The organism is Lentzea alba (genome assembly GCF_047445655.1).
GTDB classification, from domain to species: Bacteria; Actinomycetota; Actinomycetes; order Mycobacteriales; family Pseudonocardiaceae; genus Lentzea; species Lentzea alba_A.
This window is the reverse complement of the sequence record NZ_JAJAEG010000012.1, coordinates 39,449-57,981: the sequence shown is the minus strand read 5'-3', so window position 1 is coordinate 57,981 and position 18,533 is coordinate 39,449. Positions and strand designations below refer to the sequence as shown.

The window sequence follows — 18,533 nt, the reverse complement described above, 5'->3', positions numbered from 1 at the left end:
AGGTCGCACCGGTCGTTGACCGGTGCGACCTCCTCGGTCGCGAACAGCCGGACGTCCTGGCGAGCCCAGCCGGGACGTCCGGTCTTCGCGAACCTGGTCCACACCTCGACCATCTCGTCCGACAGCTTCTGCTGCTTCTCGGTGAGTTCCGCGTTGCCGTACCTGAGGAGGAACGGCAGCTCCGAGCCGTGGTAGGCGCCGTACGGGAACTCCGGCAGGCCAGGGAAGATCATCGGCGGCTTCGGCTCCGCGAACTCGTAGCCGTACGCGCCGGTCTGCCTCCTGAGCTCGTTCGTGGTGCACGTCGAGGTCATCGCGGTGAGCGCTTTCGAGAGCTGGACACGCTCGTCCCCGCCCTGCGGCGGGTAGGCGGCGAGTACCTGCTTCGCCTTCACCGCTCCGAAGCCTTCGGCGAGGGCTTGCTCGTAGGCCGCCGCGTCCAGCTGCGGGTAGTACATCGCCACGAACACCGTGAGCTCGTCGCGCGTGGTGCCGGCGAGCACCGGGATACTGTGGAAGCGGCCGTTGCGGAGCGCCGTGATCGGGTTCTCCGGCAAGGTTTCCGTGCCGTAGGCGGGTTTGGCGAACAGCGGTGTGAGCTTCTTGATCTCCGCGGTGGGGAGCCGGCGCAGGCACGTCAGCTCCGTACAGCCGTGCGGTGCCTTCGCACCGGCCTGCTCGACGTCCTCGCGACTCACCCACGGGTGGTCGACCTCGTTCTCCCCCATCGGGATGCCGAGCTGGCACGGTCCACTTTGGATGATCGCGCGGTGGAAGAGGTTCTTCGTCCGTGGTGTGGTCAGCTGGGCGCACGTCGAGAGCCCGCCCGCCGACGCGCCGAACAACGTGACGTTGTGCGGGTTGCCGCCGAACTGCCGGATGTTGCGCTGCACCCACTCCAGCGCCTTCTGCTGGTCCTTCAGCCCGAACGCACCAGATCCGTCGAGCCCGGGGAAGCCGAAGTAGCCGAACGCGCCGAGCCGGTAGTTGATCGTGACGACGACAGAACCGTTGCGCACCAACTGGTCCACGCCGTAGTCGGACCCGGCGCCGCTCGTGAAGCCGCCGCCGTGGATCCAGACCAGGACCGGCCGGTTCTGCGCCTTCTTCGGCGTGGTGACGTTGAGGTGCAGGCAGTCCTCGGCGTCACTGGCCGGGCTGCCGAGCCCCTCGTCCTGCGCACATCGCGGGCCGGGTTTGGTGGTTTGCAGGACGCCCTGCCAGGGCTGGACGGGCTGCGGGTCGCGCCACCGGTTCTCTCCGACCGGTGGCGCGGCGAACGGGATGCCCTGGAAGGAACGCTGGGCGTTGATGACGGTGCCCGACACGAATCCGGTGTCGGTGCGGACGGTGGTTCCCGCGGCGTTGGCGGGAACAGCGCTTGCGGCGACTAAGACGGCCGCTGTCAAGGTTGTAGTGGTTGAACGCATGTCGCTGATCAACCTAGCGACATGCGCAACTCCTTTAGACGGTCGCCTTCTTGCGGGACAACAACCGTGCCGCCACGGCAGCCGGCAGGTACATCAGCACCCCGTAGACCGCTGGCGGGATCGCCATCGTCTCGTCGTTCAACACCGTCAACGCCAACGTGATCGCGATCGTGGCGTTGTGGATCCCGATCTCCATCGCGCTCGCGATCGCCTGCTTCTCCCCCACCTTGAACGCCTTGGGCACGTAGTACCCGATCAGCAGGCTGAGGATCGACAGCAGGAGCGCCACCGGCCCGACCGTGCCGATGTTGTCGACGAGCTGCTGGAACGCCGAGATGATCGCCGCGAGGATGACCAGCACCAGCACGACCACGGACGCGATCCGCACCGGCTTCTCCATGGTCAGCGCCCACGCCGAGAACCGCCTGCGCACCCACATGCCGATCGCCACCGGCACCAGCACGATCGCGAACACCTGCACGAACTTCGCCGGCTGCAACCCGACCGCGCCCTCGTCACCCATGAAGTACGCCATGCTGAGGCCCACGACGAGCGGCAACGTGAACACCGCCAGCACCGAGTTGATCGCGGTGAGCGTGATGTTGAGCGCCACGTCCCCGCCCGCGAGGTGGCTGAAGAGGTTCGCCGACGTGCCACCCGGCGAGGCGACCAGCAACATCATGCCGACCGCCAGCACGCCCTTCAGTCCGAACGCGAACACCAGGCCCAGGCAGATCGCCGGCAGCACGATCACCTGACAGGCCAGGGCGATCACCGCCGCCTTGGGGTACTTCGCGACCCTGGCGAAGTCCGCGATGGTCAGCGTGAGGCCGAGGCCGAACATGACCAGGGCCAGTGCCACTGGCAGGAAGATCTGGGCGACTAGCACGGCGGCCTCCGCGAATGTCCTGGTTGTGCCGGTTTGATCTGTTCCGCAGATCCTGGCGTTACGCCGGGCCCGATGGAATCGGCCAGGTGGTCGCTTCGCCGGCCGGTCGCGGAGTCAGGCGTCCCGGTCGGCGCTCGCGCAACCCGGCAACCCCGGCAGCCGGTCGCAGACTCAGGCACCCCGGCCAGCGCTCGCGCAACCCCACACCCAGCCACGCACCCGCCACGGCCGCGCGACCCGGCAACCCCGACGACCGATCACAGACTCAGGCACCCCAGCCACCGGTCGCACAGCCCGGCAACCCCCGCCAGCCGACCGCAGACCCAGGCCCCCAGCCAACAGCCGCGCAACCCGGCAGCCCGGCCACGCACCCAGCCACCGGTCGCGAAAATCCCCACATCGGCGCACCCTGTTGCGATGGCGCGCCTGCTCACCCCGCGCTTCGCCCTCCTCACCGCCGCTGACCTGGGCTACTTCACCGCGATGGGCATCGCGGTCCAAACCCTGCCCCTCTACGTGACCGGCCCGCTGCACAGCTCCAAGGCCGCGGCGGGCCTCGCGTTCGGCGCGTTCGCCATCTCCGCGCTCCTGCTCCGCCCCTTCGCCGGCCGGCTGTCCGACCGCATCGGCCGAAGACCGCTGCTCCTCGGCGGCACCGCGCTGGCCGCCGTCAGCCTCGCCCTGCTCTCCCTCGCCACCGACCTGCCCACGATCATCGCCCTGCGGCTCCTCGCGGGCGTCGCCGAAGCCGCCTTCTTCGTGGCCGCGTTCGCCGCCCTGGCCGACGTCGCCCCACCGGACCGGCTCGGCGAAGCCCTCAGCCTCAACTCGCTGAGCCTCTACCTGGGCCTGGCCCTCGGGCCACCGCTCGGCGAAGTCCTGGCCCAGCGCTCGTACCCCACCGCCTGGCTCACCGCCGCCGCACTCTGCCTGGCCGGCACGACCGCCTTCCTGTTCGTCGGCGAGACCGGCACTCCGTCCCGCGGCGCGAAACCGAAGCTGATCCACCGCGCCGCCGTCCCACCGTCGATCGGGCTCTGCACGGCATTGGTGGCCAGCGGTGGCTTCATGGCGTTCGCGGCCCTGCGCGCCCAGGAGGAAGGCTTCGAGAACACCAGCCTGCCGCTGTTCCTCTACGGTGCCACGGTCGTGGTGTCACGTGCGGTGTTCGCCAAGGTCCCGGACCGCGTCCCACCCCTGAAACTGGGCGCCATCGCCCTGGCCGTCATCGCCGTCGGCCTGGTCCTCACCGCCACCCCGCACACCCTTCTCGTGGGCAGCATCGTCCTGGGCATCGGCATCACCTTCAGCACGCCCGCGTTCTTCGCCGCCGTGTTCGCCGCCGCCGAACCGCACGAGCGCGGCGCCGCGTCCGGCACCGCCAGCGCGTTCATCGACATCGGCCTGGGCGGTGGCCCGATCATGCTGGGACTGATCGCGAACACCAGCATCCCCGCCGCCCTCGCCACCGGCGGCGCCGTGGCCGCGGCAGGCTGCCTGTGGACGTTGTGGCTGCGCCGAGCACACTGAACCCGTGCAGCTGGGCGTCTTCACCCCAGGCGATCTCGAACCGCACGAGGTCGTCACCCTGGCGATCGCGGCCGAGGAGGCGGGCTTCGACGTCTTCGCACTGGGCGAGCACCACAACCCGCCCTACAACTCGTCCTCGCCGGCCACGCTCCTCACCTACATCGCGGCCCGCACCACGACGATCCACCTCTCCACCGCCACGACCCTCATCACCACGAACGACCCCGCACGCCTCGCCGCCGAGTACGCCACGCTGCACCACTTCGCGGCTGGACGCCTGGACCTCGTGCTCGGACGGGGCAACACGGCACGGGTGTTCGGCTGGTTCGGCAAGGAGATCGAGTACAGCCTGCCGCTCACCGTCGAGCACTACGAGACCCTGCGATCGCTGTGGCCGGACCGGCCCCGCATCTGGCACGCCTGCGCCCGCTCGCCCGAGATCGCCGACCTCGCGGCGCTTCACGGTGATGGCCTCTTCGTGTTCGCCGACCAGACCGAACACGTCGCGCGGTACCGCGACCAGGCCGAGATCCCACTGCTCGGCGTGCTCGCGAACGACCTCTCCGAAGGCCTCCACCACACTCCCGACCGCCTGCTCGTCAAAGTCAGCAGCCCCGCGGACGTCGAAAAGCTACTGTCGGCGGCGTGTTCAGCCTTGCCAGACCGCCGCTCTTCGCCAGACTCCACAGTGCACAGAACGTCCTGATCGCCGGCGCGGGCGGCGGGTTCGACGTGTTCGCCGGACTGCCCCTCGGAGTCGCGCTGCGCAACGAGGGCAAGAAGGTCCACTACGCGAGTCTCAGCTTCAGCGACCTGGAACGCCTCGACCTCGACGCCTGGCTGGAGCCCGGACTCGCCGCCGTCGACCCCGAAACGTCCGGCGAGGACGCGTACTTTCCGGAGCGCGAGCTCGCGCGGTTCCTCAACGACACCGTCTACGCGTTCCCGAGGACCGGGGTGCGGCCGCTGCGGAGCGCCTACCGGTGGATCATCAGGAAGCACGACATCGACGCCGTCGTGCTGGTCGACGGCGGCACGGACATCCTCCTGCGCGGCGACGAACAGCACCTGGGCACACCCACCGAGGACATGACCAGTCTGGCGGCGGCCGCTGGTCTCGAAGGCCTGACCAAGGTCGTGGTGAGCCTCGGGTTCGGCATCGACGCGCACCACGGTGTGTGCCACGCGCACGTGCTGGAGAACCTGGCAGCGCTCGACAAGCAGGGCGCCTACCTCGGCGCCCTGTCGATCCCGTCGGACAGCCACGAGGCCCGCGCGTACACGACCGCCGTCCAGCAGGCGCAGGACGCGACCCCGTTGTCGCCGAGCATCGTCAACGGCCAGATCGCGGCCTCGCTGCGCGGCGAGTTCGGCGACGTGCAGTTCACCAGCCGCACCAAGGGCAGCGAGCTGTTCGTGAACCCGTTGATGGGTGTGTACTTCAGCGTCGACCTGGACGCGCTCGCCCGCAGCGTCCACTACCTGCCGTCCCTGGAGAACACGCGGACGGCGTTCGACGTGGCGCTCGCGATCGAGGACTACCGCGACAGCAACGACGAACGCCGCCCACGACGCTCCCTGCCTCACTGAGTTGGATCATCGGCGCCAGATCACCAGCGCGATCAGCATGACCAGCACACCGACCGCGACCGCACCTCCGATCACCCAGGCACCGTAGATCGCGAACGCCACCAGCTCCGACCCGATCGCCGCGACCGAGGTGACCGTGGCACGGGCCTCGGTGTCGGCGTCGATCCGGTGCTGCAGCTCGGTTTCCACGTGCACCAGCACGAACCGGTACAGCCCGTAGTACAGTCCCAAAAGGACGATCGCCGGTGGAACGGCCAGCAGCGCGGCCACGATCAGCACCAGGCCGGCCAGGAACAGGATCCAGCCGCGGAACGGCAACCGGCCCGCGAGCGACGCACCGGCCGCGCCCAGCAGCGGCAACCCGATCGTCGCCAGCGGCACCCACAGCGTGGGCACGTGCCAGTCCTGCGCCATCAAGGTGAAGTACTCCTCGAAGGCGTCGATCGCGTACACCATCGCCACGGCGATCACCGCACGCTTGATCGGCACGGCTTCGCGCAGCCCGGTCAGCAACGTGGTGAAGTAGCCGGTGTGCTCGTCGGCCTGCTCACGCGGCGGTTCCGGGAATCGCAACGCGACCACCGACGAAGCCAGGCACATCGCGACGCTCGCCCAGCCCGTGAGCTGGTAGCCGCCCACCGAGAACAGCACGGTGGCGACCACGGCCACCGGCACCTGGGCGATCAGCTCGATGGTGTCGACACGCGCGTTCAGCCGGACGTACTGGTCCTCGTCACCGTTGGCCGCCAAGGCGTCGTACACGAGCGCCTCGAACGCACCGGACTCCAGCGCGCCACCGAGGCCCCACAGCACGAAACCCAGTGCGAAGCCGTAGAAGGACGGGAAGACCACCCAGACCGCGTACCCGGCGGCCTGCAGCACACCGGACGCCACCAGACAGCCGCGCCGCGAGAACCTGTCCGCCAGCGCACCGGACGGCACCTCGGCGACCACGGCGGTGGTCGACCAGATGGCGAGCAGCACCGTGATCTGGCTGTCCGACAGCCCGCTGTCGGCGAAGAGCAACGCGTACAGCGCGTAAATCGGGATGAGGTGCGAACACCACGCCCACGCCGTCGCAGTTCGGGTCAGATCAGTTGAAGATCAATGTCGTCGACGCATGCCACAAGGCTAAGCCGTCAGCGCCACCGATTAAATGGCGCTGACGGCTCGTAGTCGCTCAGAAACCTGCGGTGATGCGGGTGAACGCCAGGTCCGCCTGCCCGATGCCGGAGCAGTGCGCGGCCACCTGGCCGTCGCAGCCGCCGCGGTCGCGGTTCACCGACCAGAACGCCAGGCGCCCCAGCCCGTTCGACTTGGACCAGTCGCGGATCGCGGTCCAGTCGTCGACGGTGGTGAGCTCGCGCTGGTCCGACAGCCCGTTCATGCCGGAGATGCCGACGTGCCGGAACGCCTCCGCGTCACTCCACCCGAAGGTCGAGCGCAGCTTGTTCTTCAGCCCCGTGGCCGCGTTGATCGTGTCCGTGCGGATGTTGGAACTGCCGAAGTCGAACGGCATGATCGTGAACACGTCGATGTTCGCGTTCAGCGCCTTGGCCTGGTCGATCAGCCGGTTGCCGTGGGAGTTCGGGCCGCTGGTCGAGGTGCCGAACGTGACGATCGTCTGGATGCCGGGGTTGTTCTGCTTGACGATCCGCAACGCGTTCAGAATCCGGTCCTGCACGACGTAGTTCTCGAACTCGTCGGTGTTCTCGATGTCCATGTCGACGGCCTTCAGGCCGTAGGCGTTGATCACCTGCTGGATCGCGCCGGCCAACGCCTCGGGCGTCGAACAGTTCGGTCCGAGCTTGTTACCGCTCCAGCCACCGAACGAGGGCACGATGTCACCACCGGCCGCCCGGATGGCGTTGATCGTCTGCTGGTCGACACCACCGGTCAGCGCACGCTGGCCGTCCCACGCCGGGTTGCACCCGCCGCTGGACAGAACGAACGCGAGCGTGAACCACTTGACGCCCGTCGCCTGCATCACCTGAGTCGCGCTCTGCGGGTCGCCCCAGCCCAGGTACAGGTAGGGCGCGCCACGGCCAGTACCGGGCAACGGCGGGTTCGAAGTCGTCGTAGTGGTGGTCGTGGTCGTCGGCGGGTTACCGGTGCCATCGCACGCCGCACCGTTGACCTTGCAGCCGGACGGGTTCGCACCCGACCCGCGCACGGTGAAGCCGAAGCTGGTCGAGCCACCCACCCCGATGTTGCCGTTCCAGGTGTTGCGGACGGTGATGTGCTGCCCGCTCGCGGTGTAGGTGCCGTCCCAGAGCGACGCGATCGCCTGCCCGCTCGGCAAGTCGAACTCGACCGTCCACGAACTCAGCGCCGCCGACCCGCCGTTGGTGATCGTGTACTTGGCCTCGTAGCCGCTGTCCCAGGCCGACGTCTTCGTGAACTGCGCCGTGACACCCGTCGCGCCGCTAGCGGGAGCGGCCAGAACGCCTCCGACCACCGCGGCCACCGCCAGGCCGATGGTCAGGAACTGCCAGCGGAACCTCTTCATGGTGCTCCTTCACGTGCAGGGGGAACGTGATGCGGAGCACGTTAACTGGTCTGGACCAATGGTTCAAGGGTGTGAACCAGGCCTGTCCACCTGCGACAAAAGGTGCGGCGAAACCCGCTTTCATGACCTAATGTCCGCCACGATGGACGCTTTGGAGATCGCTCGCCTGATGGCCACCTGGGTGGTCAGCCCTGACATCCAGGTCACCCAGACCGCGTACCGGTTGGAGTTGGCGCGCACGTGGGAGATTGCCTCGGGCGCCTCGATCTTGGAGATCGGTTGCGGGCAGGGCGACATGACGGCGGTGCTCGCCACGATGGCGGGCCGTGTCGTTGGCACGGACATCGCTCCGCCCGGTTACGGCGCGCCGGTCACCGTGGGTCAGTCGGCACGGCACCTGCTCGACGGGCCGCTCGGCAGCCGCATCGAGATGCGCTACGAGACCGACGTCCTGACCGATGACGTCGGCACCGGCTACGACCTGGTCGTGCTCGCCCACTGCTCCTGGTACTTCGCGTCTGCCGACCTGCTGGAACGGACCCTGAAGAAGGCGCGCGAACTCGGCTCCCGGCTCTGCTTCGCCGAATGGGACCCCGAACCCGCGCACCCCAGCCAGATCCCGCACCTGCTGGCCGTGCTCGCCCAGGACCGCATGGCCGAGACCGACGGCAACGTCCGCACCCCGATCACCCGCGCCACCCTGCTCGCCGAGCTCGACCGCGCCGGCTGGGAAGTCGAGCAGGTCACCGACGTGGACACCAGCGCTCTTCAGGACGCGGACTGGGAGATCGCGATCGCCCTGGAGGAAGCGCCGGACGGGCTGGCGAAGGCACTGCTCCGCCAGACGGCACGGGAACGCGGCAACGTGCCGTTGCCCGCCTACGCCTTGACCGCGCGTTAAAGCTGATCAACCCGCTCCGCAGCACGCTCCTCCAACAACTGCAGCAACGCATAAGTGGTCTGTCGCTGCTCCTCCACCAGCTTGGTCAACCAAGACCCGAAGTACAGAAACCCACCAACCCCGATCAGCCCAAGCCCGAGCACCCCACCAGAAACCACGTACGGGATCTGCTCCCACACGTACCCGGTGTGCGCCACACCCCACCAGGCAAAGAGAATCGCCGCGATCCCGGCCGTCATGCACCCCGTGCCGACCAGCCCGAGCCCACTGCGCATCCGAGCACGCCGTCTGTCCTGCACAGTCATGGCTTCACCCGCAGATCAGGGACACCGGTCGGGTGTCCGGACGGACAGGGAGTCCCACCGAGCAGGAACGTGCCGAACGACCGCATCCCGAACGCACAAGCCGCGGCAACACCCAGCCCACCGACAACCAAGAGTGCCGGCACACCGGGGAACGAGAGCAACGACCGAGGCTTGGCACGAGCAGACGCAACCGGAGTGACGCTCTTGGGTGGCGAAACACCGGCCACCGGTGGCGTTCCACCCAGCGGGGGCGACGAGCCGGCAGCAGGAGGCGGCACCAGAGGCGCTTGCGGCGCGGGAGCGTCGGGCGGGGTCAAAGGCGCGGCAGCGGAAGCGTTTGCGGCGGCCTGGGTGTCGCCGACGATGACCTCCATCTTGCGCAACGGGTTCAGCAACGGCACGAGTTCCTTGGGCAGCAACGGCGCCACCACACCATCCAGGATCCCGCCGAGCCCGAGCTTCGTCCGCAACGCCAACACGTCGACGGTCAGGGTCAGCCCGCGGCTCGCAGAAGTGGCCGCAGTCCCCTCCAGCTTCGTCGCAGCCTCCGGCCACTTCACAGTGATCCCCAGCGGCTCCAGCGCCTTCAACAACCCGTCGGGAGGCGCGGCAGGCGAGCGAACGGGAAACTTCTGACCCAGCACAACGAACTCCGCGATCGAGAACGTGCTGGTACCACTCCCCTTGCTGCCGTCGCTCACCGCGACCGACTCGAAGCGAACCCCGGACATCACCACCATGCCGGCCAGCAACGAGATCGACTGCGCGGAAGTCACGCCAACAGACCGCGCCTCAGTAGCGGAAACAGCACTCGTACTGGTCGACGAGAGGCCATCCGCGGTCAACAGGAACGGCACCTCCTGCTTGGCCCCCGCATGAGACTCGGCTTTAGAAGCCCCCGCGGTAGTCCTCATGCCCGACTTCGACTCGTCCGCAGGCCCACCGGGATGCGAAGCGTTGGCCTGCACCGGATAGGCGAACCCGAGCAGCTGCGGCAACCCGGTCCCAACCGCCGCCCCCGGCCACACCGACGACGCCAAAGACCGGCCAATCGGCCCGGAACCCAGCTCGGTCTGCGTGTATGACAGGTGCACCTCACCCTGCGGCTCCGCAGGCACCGGCAGAAGATCGGTGTGCAGCAGAACGGAGACCGGCGCCGCGCGAGCGGTCAGGGTGAACCCGCCGATCTCGGCAGCGGAAGCAGGCACCGGGGACAGCAGGAGCAGCAACACGACCAGCGCGTACCTCACGACGTCCCTCCAAAGTAGACGGAGGCCAGGTCCCCCGAAGCGATCGAGCCGTGCGCCATCACCACGACGTCATCGGCGACGGAAGAAGCGGTCTCGGCGAACTGCTCCACGATCAGCATCGTCACACCCGAAGAAGCCAGCTCCCGCACGACCTCGTACAGCTCGGCGACGATCACCGGCGCCAGCCCCATCGACAGCTCGTCGATCACCAGCACCGCCGGGTCGGTGATCAGCGCACGGGAGAACGCCAGCATCTGCTGCTCACCGCCGGACATCGAACCCGCGAGCTGCCGATGACGCACCCGCAGCTTCGGAAAGCGCGAATAGACCACCTCAGGATCACCGCGCATCAACCGCAAGTTCTCCGCCACGGTCAGGTTCGGGAAGATCGCCCGGCCTTCCGGAATGGTGCACAGACCCGCTCGCGCCAGGTCGTCCGCGGAGGCGTCGTTGACGTGCACCCCACCCAGATGGACGTGCCCGGAAGTAGCCCGCAACTGTCCACTGAGGACCTTGACCAGGGTGGACTTGCCCGCACCGTTCGGACCGAGCAACGCCGTCACGGTACCGCGCGGCACGTTCAAGGACACCCCGCGCAGCACCTCGATCCGGCCGTACCCGGCGTGGACGTCCGTCAGATCGATCATCCGAGATACGCCTCCCGAACGCCTTCGTGCGAGCGGATCTCGGAGGGAGTGCCGGACGTCAGCAGCTGCCCCAGGTTCAGCACGTGCACGTGGTCGCAGTAACCCATCACGAGGTCCATGTCGTGCTCCACCAGCACGACCGCACGCCCCTCCGCACTCAACGAGCGCAACAACTCACCGAACGCATCGGTCTCCGCGCGATCCAGCCCGGACGACGGCTCGTCGAGCAGCAACAACGAAGGATCGGTGGCCAGCGCACGAGCCAGTTCCACAAGGCGCGCGGCGCCGGTCGGCACGGTGTCGGCCTGAACACCAGCGAAAGAAGCGATCCCGACCCGCTCCAGCAACTCCCCGGCCAACCGGGAAGACCGGCGCCTGCTCTCCAGCGCCACCACGACGTTCTCCCAGACGGTCAACGACCCGAACACCTCAAGCCGCTGGAACGTCCGCGCCACGCCCAGCCGGGACCGCTGGTGCGGGCCCCGAGCAGTCACATCCAGGTCGTCGAGCAAGACGCGCCCGGAAGAAGGCTTGCGCAGCCCGCTGATCACGTCGAACAACGTCGTCTTGCCCGCGCCGTTGGGCCCGATCAGCCCGGTCACACCGGGCGAGACCGACAGCGACACGTCGTTCACCGCGGTCACCTCGCCGAAGCGAACCGTCACGCCCTCCACCGTCAAAGTCGTCATGCGCGCCTCCAGGCCCAGGCGCGGAAGAACCAGCTCATCAGACCGTTGGGATCACGCGACAGCCCGGCCGCCGCGACGCCGAGCAGCACCACCGCCACCCCGGCGAAGGCGGGAAACCCGCTCTGCAGCACGGGAAGCAGCATCAGCAGCACCCCGCCCAGAAGCGCGCCGGACACCGACGTCACGCCCGCGATCACCGCGAACAGCAGCAGTGGCAGGTTGTTGAACAGCTGGAAGTCGCTCGCCGCAACGGTCTCCCGCAGCTGCGCGAACAGGCCGCCGGCAAGCCCCGCGATCGCCGCCGACAGCGAGAACACCCAGACCCGGATCCAGCGCACGTTGATGCCGAGCGTCGCGCACGCCGCCGAGCTGTCCTTCACCGCGATCATCCGCCGGCCCAGCCGGCCGCGCCGCACCGCCAGCACACCCAGCCCGACCAGCGCGAACACGGCGCCGGCCAGCACCAGCTGCGCGGCGGACGACGAGAACAGGGGCGGCACCTGCAGCGAACCCCGCACCCCGAACGCGATCGGCGACTGCAGCACGAGCTTGTCCATCAGCTGCGCGAACCCCAGCGTGGCCAACGCCAGGTAGAGCCCGCTCACCCGCAGCGCGGTCAACGCGATCAGCGCACCGACCGCCGCCGCGACCACAGCACCGATCAGCAAGGTGACAGGCGAACCACCGAGCCGTGCCACCGTCACCGCGCCCACGCCGACGAAGGTGAACTGCCCGAGCGACACCACCCCGCCGTACCCGGTGAGCAGCACCATCGACAGCAGCACGATCCCGAACACCAGCGCCAGCGCGAGCTGCCCGGCCACCACCGAGCCGACGAGCATCGCCAGCACGACGACCACACCCATGAACAGCCCGGCACCCACACCGGCCGCCAAGCCGCCAGGTACCGCCACCCCGCGCGAGCCCCGCACGCCACCGATCCGCAACGGCGACTGCGGCATCGCGAGCAGCACGACGAACAGCAGCAACGCCGGAATCGCCGCCCGGAACGCGATCCAGAACGGCGACGACGGCAGATAGGCCACCGCGTAGGACTGCACGAGCCCGAGCCCGAGAGCGCCCACGAACGTCCACGGCAGACTCCGCAGCCGCCCGACCAGCGCCGCGGTGTAGGCCGTGATCACGAGCAACGTCATCGTCACGTAGTCCAGCTGCACGACCGGTGTGAGCAGAATGCCGCCCAGCGCGGCCAGAGCCGACCCGATCGCCCAGCTCAGCGCGGACAAACGATGAGGGCGCGTGCCGTACAACGCCGCCAGCTCGGGCGCATCGACGCAGGCCCGCATCGCGAGCCCGGTCCGCGTCCGGTTCAACAGCACGTACAACCCACCCGCGACCAGCACCGCGCAGGCCAGCGTCACCAGGTCGTGCCCGCTGACGAACGACTGTCCGATGTGGATGCCGAACTGGTCGAGGAACGGCCGCACGGGCCGGGCCTGCGGCGGCCAGATCACCTGAGCCGCGCCGATCAACCCGACCAGCACACCGACGCCGGCCACCAAAGTGATCCCGACCGGCGCACCCGCGAGGCGACGCATCACGAACCGTTCGATCACCAGCCCGAAGAGCGGCGCGAACACGCAGACCACCAGGAACAGCGCAAGCCACTGGGGCAGACCGCGGTTCTCGGCGAGCTCCCAGTACAAGAACGCCATGACCATGCCGATCGCACCGTGACCGACGTTGAACACCTTGGAGGTGCTGTAGGTCAGCACGAGACCACCGGCGACAACGGCATACGCGCCACCGGTGACCAGGCCGAAGACGGTGTAGGCGAGGAGCGCGGTCATCCGCCCACCCCCGTGTCGATCAACGCCCCGCACGAGTACCCGGAAGCCGGCGCGAGCCGCGACCACGTCCCGCCCCTCAACCGCACCAGTGACATGCACGCCGACGTCCGCTTCCCGCCGACGTCCTGCGGCGCCACCATTCCCTCGGCGGTGAAGTCGTGCACCCCGCGGATCTGATCGAGCATCGCCTTGCGCGTCAGCTGCGGCCCGATCTTCGCGGCGAGCTGCACGAACAACCGCGCGGCCGCCCACGCGAACATCCCGAAGTACGAGGGCGCCGCACCGGGAGCGACCCGCCCCAGCCACTGCTTGTAGAGCACCACCTGGGGGTTGTTCTCCTCGAACAGCCCGCCGTTGGTGTAGACGACCGTGCCGTCGACCGCCGCCCCGCCCTGCCGCACGTACTGCGCGTCGTACGCGGAGGGGTCCGTGATGAACGCTTCCGGCGTGTACCCCTGCTGCCGCATCGCCTGCTGCAACCGGACCGCGTACTGCGCCGACCCCATCCAGTAGACGATCTTGGCCCCGGTCTCCTTGAGCTTCGCGACGTACGGCGCGTAGTTGACGTCCGCGATGTCGATGGCCTGCGTGTAGACGAACTTCAGCCCGCGCTGCTCTGCCGCCTTCTGCATGCTGCGGGCGTTCTGCGAGCTCGCGTCGACGTTGAGGTAGAGGAAGGACGCGGCGCCGGCCGCGCCGGGGAAGCTCGACTTGATCAGGTCCGGGTAGGCCGACGACACCAGGTTCACGACGTTGGACGCGACACCGAAGCTCACCGGTGTGCGCTGCCGTTGCACCGTGACCGTGGAGGCGCGCAGGTCCGGGATGCCGCACGCGGCCGCCGCCGGTCCACCGCCCTGGTCGAACCCGGACATCGAGCCGACCATCGCGAACGCCTGCTCGCACGCCTGCGAGGTGGCCTGCTGGTCACCGCCGCTGTCGGTGCGCGAGTCGAACGACACGAGCTTGAGCTTGCGGCCGCAGATCGCGCCCTGCGTGGCGTTGAAGTACTCGACGAACGCCTTCGTCCCCTGCTGCGCCGCCTGGAAGAGCCCCGGCACCGGGCCGCTGATGTCGGAGATGTTGGCGATGGTGATCTCGCCGGCCGTGACTCCCTTGTCCGTCGCGCCGCCGGTGCCCTGGCAGCCGCCCGCGATGCTGCCCGGCGGGTTCGGCTGCTGGTTCGGCTGCTGAGGGTTGTTCGCGCCGGGCTGCCCCGCGGTGCCCTCAGTGCCGGGCACCGCGCCTTCCTCACCGGCGACGGCGCCCTGCTCGGTCCCCGTGCCGCCGCCCTGGGGCACGACAAGAGCTGCGCGTTGCTCGTCGGTGAGTCTGCTCCCGCAGCCCGCGATCAACGCACAGGTCACTAACGCGATCAGCGCAGTCCTGCCTCGCATGCGGACGCACGCTAGGGCCCTGAACCAATCCAGACCGGGACGCCGACCTGCGATTTCACCCAGGTGGCCGACACGATTTCTAGAACGCGTTCTATCCGCAAAGAATCCTGCGGATCAGCGTCACCAAAACCGGGTTACCTCGTTGGACCCCACTGGGCCAAAGAACACGTTCTACTCAGAACGGTGGCAGCAGCTCCGGCCGGCGCGCCCGCACCACGTCCCCGGACGACTCACCGCGCAGACGACGCATCACCCACGGCACGACGTGCTCGCGCGCCCACTGCCAGTCCTCCGCTCGCCGGATCTTCCGGTCGACGAGCGGGGCGACGCCGAGCAGCGTCCGCTCCAGGGCGTGCGGGACGTCGAGGCCCTCGAGCACCGAGATGGCGACCTCGGTGTGCCCCAGCGAGTTGAGGTGCAGCCGGTCCGGCGACCACATGCGCCGATCCCGCAGCTGACGCATCCCCCACATGTCGACGAGCACGCACGAGAACTCGGCCGCGATCGCGCGCACGTGCTCGTTGTAGATGGCCACGCGACCACGCATCTTGCGGAAGACCGGGTCGTCCGCCCCGTCGACGCCGGTGAAGAGGATGACCCGCGCGCCGCCCTTCACGCAGCGCGCCACCGCGTCCCGGTAGCGGCGCATCAGAGCGTCGATGTTCACCTTCGGCCGCATGAGATCGTTTCCACCCGCGTAGAGCGAGATGAGGTCCGGCTCCATCGCGAGAGCGCGCTCAAGCTGCTCGTCCAGCACCTGCGGCAGCAGCCGGCCGCGCACCGCGAGGTTGGCGTAGGCGAACTCCGGATCGGCCGCACCCAGCACGTCTGCCACCCGGTCTGCCCAGCCACGAACGCCGTTGGGACGGCTGGCGTCGTCGTCGCCCACTCCCTCGGTGAACGAGTCCCCCAACGCCACAAAACGCTTGCTCATGCTCACGACTTTAGGTCTCACGTTCGAGCCGGGGTTGCGCGGGGTTCGATAACGGTTCGATAACGCCGGGGTCTCGAACTGAGGCGCGCTCCCGTTGCAGTCCGTATCCCCGTTCGTGCGACTCCCCATGGACTTGGCAACGCCGACGCGACTCATCGTCGCGCTGGCCGGCTGTGCGCTGGCCGTGCTGCTCAACACCGGGAGCGCGATCGGCCAACCCGCCAACCCTTCCACTCCCATCTCCACCCCGCCGCCCGGCAGCGGCGGGACCGGCGACGAGGTCGTGCAGACCCAGTGGGGTCCGCTCGGCCCGGCCGACCGGGACTTCATGAACCGGGTCAAGCAGGCCGGGTTGTGGGAGAAGCCCGCGGGTGACAAGGCCAGGGCCAAGCGGCCGGACCAGCCCAAGATGCTGGAAGCGGCCAAGCACCTCATCGAAGGTCACACGCTGCTGGACAACGTGGTGAACCGGGCGGGCTTGCTGCTCGGCCACACGTTGCCCACGGAGGCCTCCGACGAGCAGAAGGGCTGGCTTGCCGAGATGGACGCGGCGAACGGCGACGAGTTCGACGCCGTCTTCGCCAACCGGCTCCGTGCGGCGCACGGCAAGGTCTACGCCTACGCCGCGCAGATCCGGGCGGGCACCAAGAACGAGCTCATCCGCATCCTTTCCACGCAAGCGATGATCACGGTCTTCGACCACATCAAGGTGCTCGAGGACACCGGACGCGTCGACTTCGCCGGACTGGAGTCACCGCAGCCGCTCGCACCCCCGCCCCCGGCCTCCGGGGCACCGGAACCGACCGGGGACAGCGGGGACAACGGGGACGCTTCGACGAACCCCACCGACGGCGTGATCCCGACCGTGCCGGAGGGCACCAGGTTCACCCGGACCGCCGAGCAAGGCGTGTTCGGGGACAACAACGGTGTGTTCTTCGGTGCGATAGCGGTGCTCGCGCTCGCGCTGGTGGGGATGCGAATGATTTCCCGATCCAAGCAGAAAACACGGCGTAAATCTCGTTCGTTCTAACCGCACACCAAGTTCAACCGTAGATAGCGGCTTACCGCCGTCAGCTTCACCATGCCGTTTTATCGGACTACACGAGGTGGCAAATGGCTTTTCACCGTAGGAAATCCACGATCTGGCTGACCGCCGCAGCAGCGGCGATGGCCCTGGTCGCTGGCGGTGCCGCGGTGGTGGCCATCAGTTCTTCTGATGGCGCCGCGCTCGCCGACGGGGCTGACAAATCGCAGTTCGTCGACATCACCAAGGTGAAGCCGAACGTCAAGAAACCAAAAGCGGAGAACGACGCCACCACAGGCACGTTCACCGTGGACTGCGGTCGGAACGAGAACGGGCACTTCAACCCGGACAACTTCATCGCGCAGCCCGGCGTCCGCAACGGTGCCCAGCACCTGCACGACTACGTCGGCAACCTGTCCACGAACGCGGACTCCAACAACAAGTCGCTGCAGAAGGCCGGCACGACCTGCAAGAACGGCGACAAGTCCGCCTACTTCTGGCCCGTCGTTCGCATCAACGACGGTGAAGAGGCCGAGGAGGCCGAGGAGCAGGCGCCACCGAAGAAGGACGACAAGGCGCAGCAGGACAAGGACAAGGCCGACAAGGCCGCGAACCGCCTCGAGTGCCCCGACGTCGCGTCCCTGCTCCCCGAGGACGTGCCGGACGCCGCCCAGGCGGAGATCGACAGGGAACTGGCCAACATCGAGAAGGTCACCGATGAGGCCGAGAAGAGGCTTGAGAACACCAAGGCTCAGGACATCGACAACGTCATCGTCGGCCCGACGCGCGAAAAGCGCGCGGCCATCCTGAACCGCATGATGCTGGCGTTCAGCCGCCAGAACAAGCAGGCACCCGACCTGAACCCGGCCGCCGCCTGTGCAGTCAAGAAGCAGGGCGAGGCCGCCAAGCTGGACAACGGCGCCGAGAACAACGAGGCGCAGGCCGAGGGCGTCGAGAACAAGAAGAACCAGAACAACCCCGAGGAGAACGCGGACAACGAGCTTCCCGGCAACGAGGGCGAGATCCAGCGCCCCGCCGTCGTGGACCTGACCTTCCGCGGCTCGCCGACCGGCAAGGTCGTCGCGATGCCCAAGTTCCTGCGTGTCCTGTACGGCGACGCCAAGGTCTCGACCAACGGCACCAAGAACGCCAAGGACTCGTGGACCTGCACGGGCTTCGAGGACAAGGTTCTTATCAACAAGTACCCGATCTGCCCGCTGGGCTCGAAGGTCAAGCGCATCCACGACTTCCCGAGCTGCTGGGACGGCAAGAACATCGACTCGAAGAACCACCGCGACCACATCGTGTTCCCGGACCAGAACGGCAAGTGCAAGAAGGGCTTCAAGGCCGTTCCCCAGCTGCGCATCTCGCTGACGTACGACATCCCCAGGGAGATCCAGCAGCAGGGCCGGTACGCGGTCGACGCGTTCCCGGAGGAGGAGCACAACCCGTTCTCCGACCACGACGACTTCGCGAACGTGATGTCGCAGCAGATCATGAACCGACTGGTCAACTGCGTGAACACCGGCAAGAAGTGCCGCGAGTGACGCTCTGACCGCTTGACCGAAGTCCCCCGGTGCACCTCCCGCGCACCGGGGGATTTTCGTTGCGCTGCTTGGGGAATACC

Annotated in this window: 17 protein-coding genes; 6 read left to right on the top strand and 11 right to left on the bottom strand. The window is 68.2% G+C overall.

Annotated features, from left to right (window positions below):
- The coding region (locus LFM09_RS20905) for a carboxylesterase/lipase family protein (protein ID WP_414098188.1) at nucleotides 1–1,409 on the bottom strand (1,409 nt) is incomplete at its 3' end.
- Nucleotides 1,410–1,464: 55 nt separating this feature from the next.
- Nucleotides 1,465–2,319 carry a bile acid:sodium symporter family protein gene (locus tag LFM09_RS20900; RefSeq protein ID WP_414098187.1) on the bottom strand — a complete coding sequence of 285 codons (855 nt, stop codon included), beginning with the start codon at nucleotides 2,317–2,319 and terminating at the stop codon, nucleotides 1,465–1,467.
- Nucleotides 2,320–2,736: 417 nt separating this feature from the next.
- On the opposite strand from LFM09_RS20900, the gene LFM09_RS20895 reads away from it, so the two are divergent.
- From LFM09_RS20895 to LFM09_RS20885, 3 genes are read left to right on the top strand one after another with little or no spacing between them, the layout of a single operon-like run.
- A complete protein-coding gene (locus tag LFM09_RS20895; RefSeq protein ID WP_414098186.1) occupies nucleotides 2,737–3,849 on the top strand; it encodes an MFS transporter in 1,113 nt (370 codons plus the stop codon).
- A 4-nt stretch (nucleotides 3,850–3,853) separates the two neighbouring features.
- Complete coding sequence (locus tag LFM09_RS20890; protein WP_414098185.1) at nucleotides 3,854–4,555, top strand: LLM class flavin-dependent oxidoreductase; 702 nt, start codon at nucleotides 3,854–3,856, stop codon at nucleotides 4,553–4,555.
- Nucleotides 4,495–5,439 carry a DUF1152 domain-containing protein gene (locus LFM09_RS20885; RefSeq protein ID WP_414098184.1) on the top strand — a complete coding sequence of 315 codons (945 nt, stop codon included), beginning with the start codon at nucleotides 4,495–4,497 and terminating at the stop codon, nucleotides 5,437–5,439. The genes LFM09_RS20890 and LFM09_RS20885 overlap by 61 nt, the downstream gene beginning before the upstream one ends.
- A 6-nt stretch (nucleotides 5,440–5,445) precedes the next feature.
- Here LFM09_RS20885 and LFM09_RS20880 read toward each other — a convergent pair whose 3' ends face one another.
- The gene (locus LFM09_RS20880) at nucleotides 5,446–6,465 is read right to left on the bottom strand and encodes an MFS transporter (protein ID WP_414098183.1); all 1,020 of its coding nucleotides are present in this window, start codon (nucleotides 6,463–6,465) and stop codon (nucleotides 5,446–5,448) included.
- A gap of 154 nt (nucleotides 6,466–6,619) precedes the next feature.
- Complete coding sequence (locus tag LFM09_RS20875; protein WP_414098182.1) at nucleotides 6,620–7,948, bottom strand: cellulose binding domain-containing protein; 1,329 nt, start codon at nucleotides 7,946–7,948, stop codon at nucleotides 6,620–6,622.
- A gap of 130 nt (nucleotides 7,949–8,078) precedes the next feature.
- On the opposite strand from LFM09_RS20875, the gene LFM09_RS20870 reads away from it, so the two are divergent.
- Nucleotides 8,079–8,849 (top strand): class I SAM-dependent methyltransferase, encoded by a 771-nt coding sequence (locus LFM09_RS20870; RefSeq protein WP_414098181.1) that lies wholly within the window; start codon nucleotides 8,079–8,081, stop codon nucleotides 8,847–8,849.
- Here the strand turns inward: LFM09_RS20870 and LFM09_RS20865 are convergent.
- From LFM09_RS20865 to LFM09_RS20835, 7 genes are all read right to left on the bottom strand, one after another.
- Nucleotides 8,846–9,154, bottom strand: coding sequence for a hypothetical protein (locus LFM09_RS20865; RefSeq protein ID WP_414098180.1), 309 nt, complete (start codon nucleotides 9,152–9,154; stop codon nucleotides 8,846–8,848). The two genes, LFM09_RS20870 and LFM09_RS20865, sit on opposite strands and share 4 nt — an antisense overlap.
- Nucleotides 9,151–10,404 carry a choice-of-anchor P family protein gene (locus LFM09_RS20860; protein WP_414098179.1) on the bottom strand — a complete coding sequence of 418 codons (1,254 nt, stop codon included), beginning with the start codon at nucleotides 10,402–10,404 and terminating at the stop codon, nucleotides 9,151–9,153. The genes LFM09_RS20865 and LFM09_RS20860 overlap by 4 nt, the downstream gene beginning before the upstream one ends.
- Entirely contained in the window at nucleotides 10,401–11,051 is a 651-nt protein-coding gene (locus LFM09_RS20855; protein ID WP_414098178.1) for an ABC transporter ATP-binding protein, read from the bottom strand. The genes LFM09_RS20860 and LFM09_RS20855 overlap by 4 nt, the downstream gene beginning before the upstream one ends.
- Nucleotides 11,048–11,740 carry an ABC transporter ATP-binding protein gene (locus tag LFM09_RS20850; RefSeq protein ID WP_414098177.1) on the bottom strand — a complete coding sequence of 231 codons (693 nt, stop codon included), beginning with the start codon at nucleotides 11,738–11,740 and terminating at the stop codon, nucleotides 11,048–11,050. Before LFM09_RS20850 ends, LFM09_RS20855 begins: the two co-directional genes overlap by 4 nt.
- Nucleotides 11,737–13,551 carry an ABC transporter permease gene (locus LFM09_RS20845; RefSeq protein WP_414098176.1) on the bottom strand — a complete coding sequence of 605 codons (1,815 nt, stop codon included), beginning with the start codon at nucleotides 13,549–13,551 and terminating at the stop codon, nucleotides 11,737–11,739. Before LFM09_RS20845 ends, LFM09_RS20850 begins: the two co-directional genes overlap by 4 nt.
- On the bottom strand, nucleotides 13,548–14,948 hold the full coding sequence (locus LFM09_RS20840) for an ABC transporter substrate-binding protein (RefSeq protein ID WP_414098175.1): 1,401 nt from the start codon (nucleotides 14,946–14,948) through the stop codon (nucleotides 13,548–13,550). Before LFM09_RS20840 ends, LFM09_RS20845 begins: the two co-directional genes overlap by 4 nt.
- Before the next feature lie 175 nt (nucleotides 14,949–15,123).
- Nucleotides 15,124–15,882: an SGNH/GDSL hydrolase family protein gene (locus LFM09_RS20835; protein WP_414098174.1), complete on the bottom strand. Its 759-nt coding sequence runs from the start codon at nucleotides 15,880–15,882 to the stop codon at nucleotides 15,124–15,126.
- Between the two features lie 127 nt (nucleotides 15,883–16,009).
- Between LFM09_RS20835 and LFM09_RS20830 the strand changes: the two genes are divergently transcribed.
- Together LFM09_RS20830 and LFM09_RS20825 are read left to right on the top strand one after the other, a co-directional pair.
- Entirely contained in the window at nucleotides 16,010–16,912 is a 903-nt protein-coding gene (locus LFM09_RS20830; RefSeq protein ID WP_414098173.1) for a DUF4142 domain-containing protein, read from the top strand.
- A gap of 83 nt (nucleotides 16,913–16,995) precedes the next feature.
- Nucleotides 16,996–18,453: a DUF1996 domain-containing protein gene (locus LFM09_RS20825; protein WP_414098172.1), complete on the top strand. Its 1,458-nt coding sequence runs from the start codon at nucleotides 16,996–16,998 to the stop codon at nucleotides 18,451–18,453.
- Nucleotides 18,454–18,533: the final 80 nt, after the last annotated feature.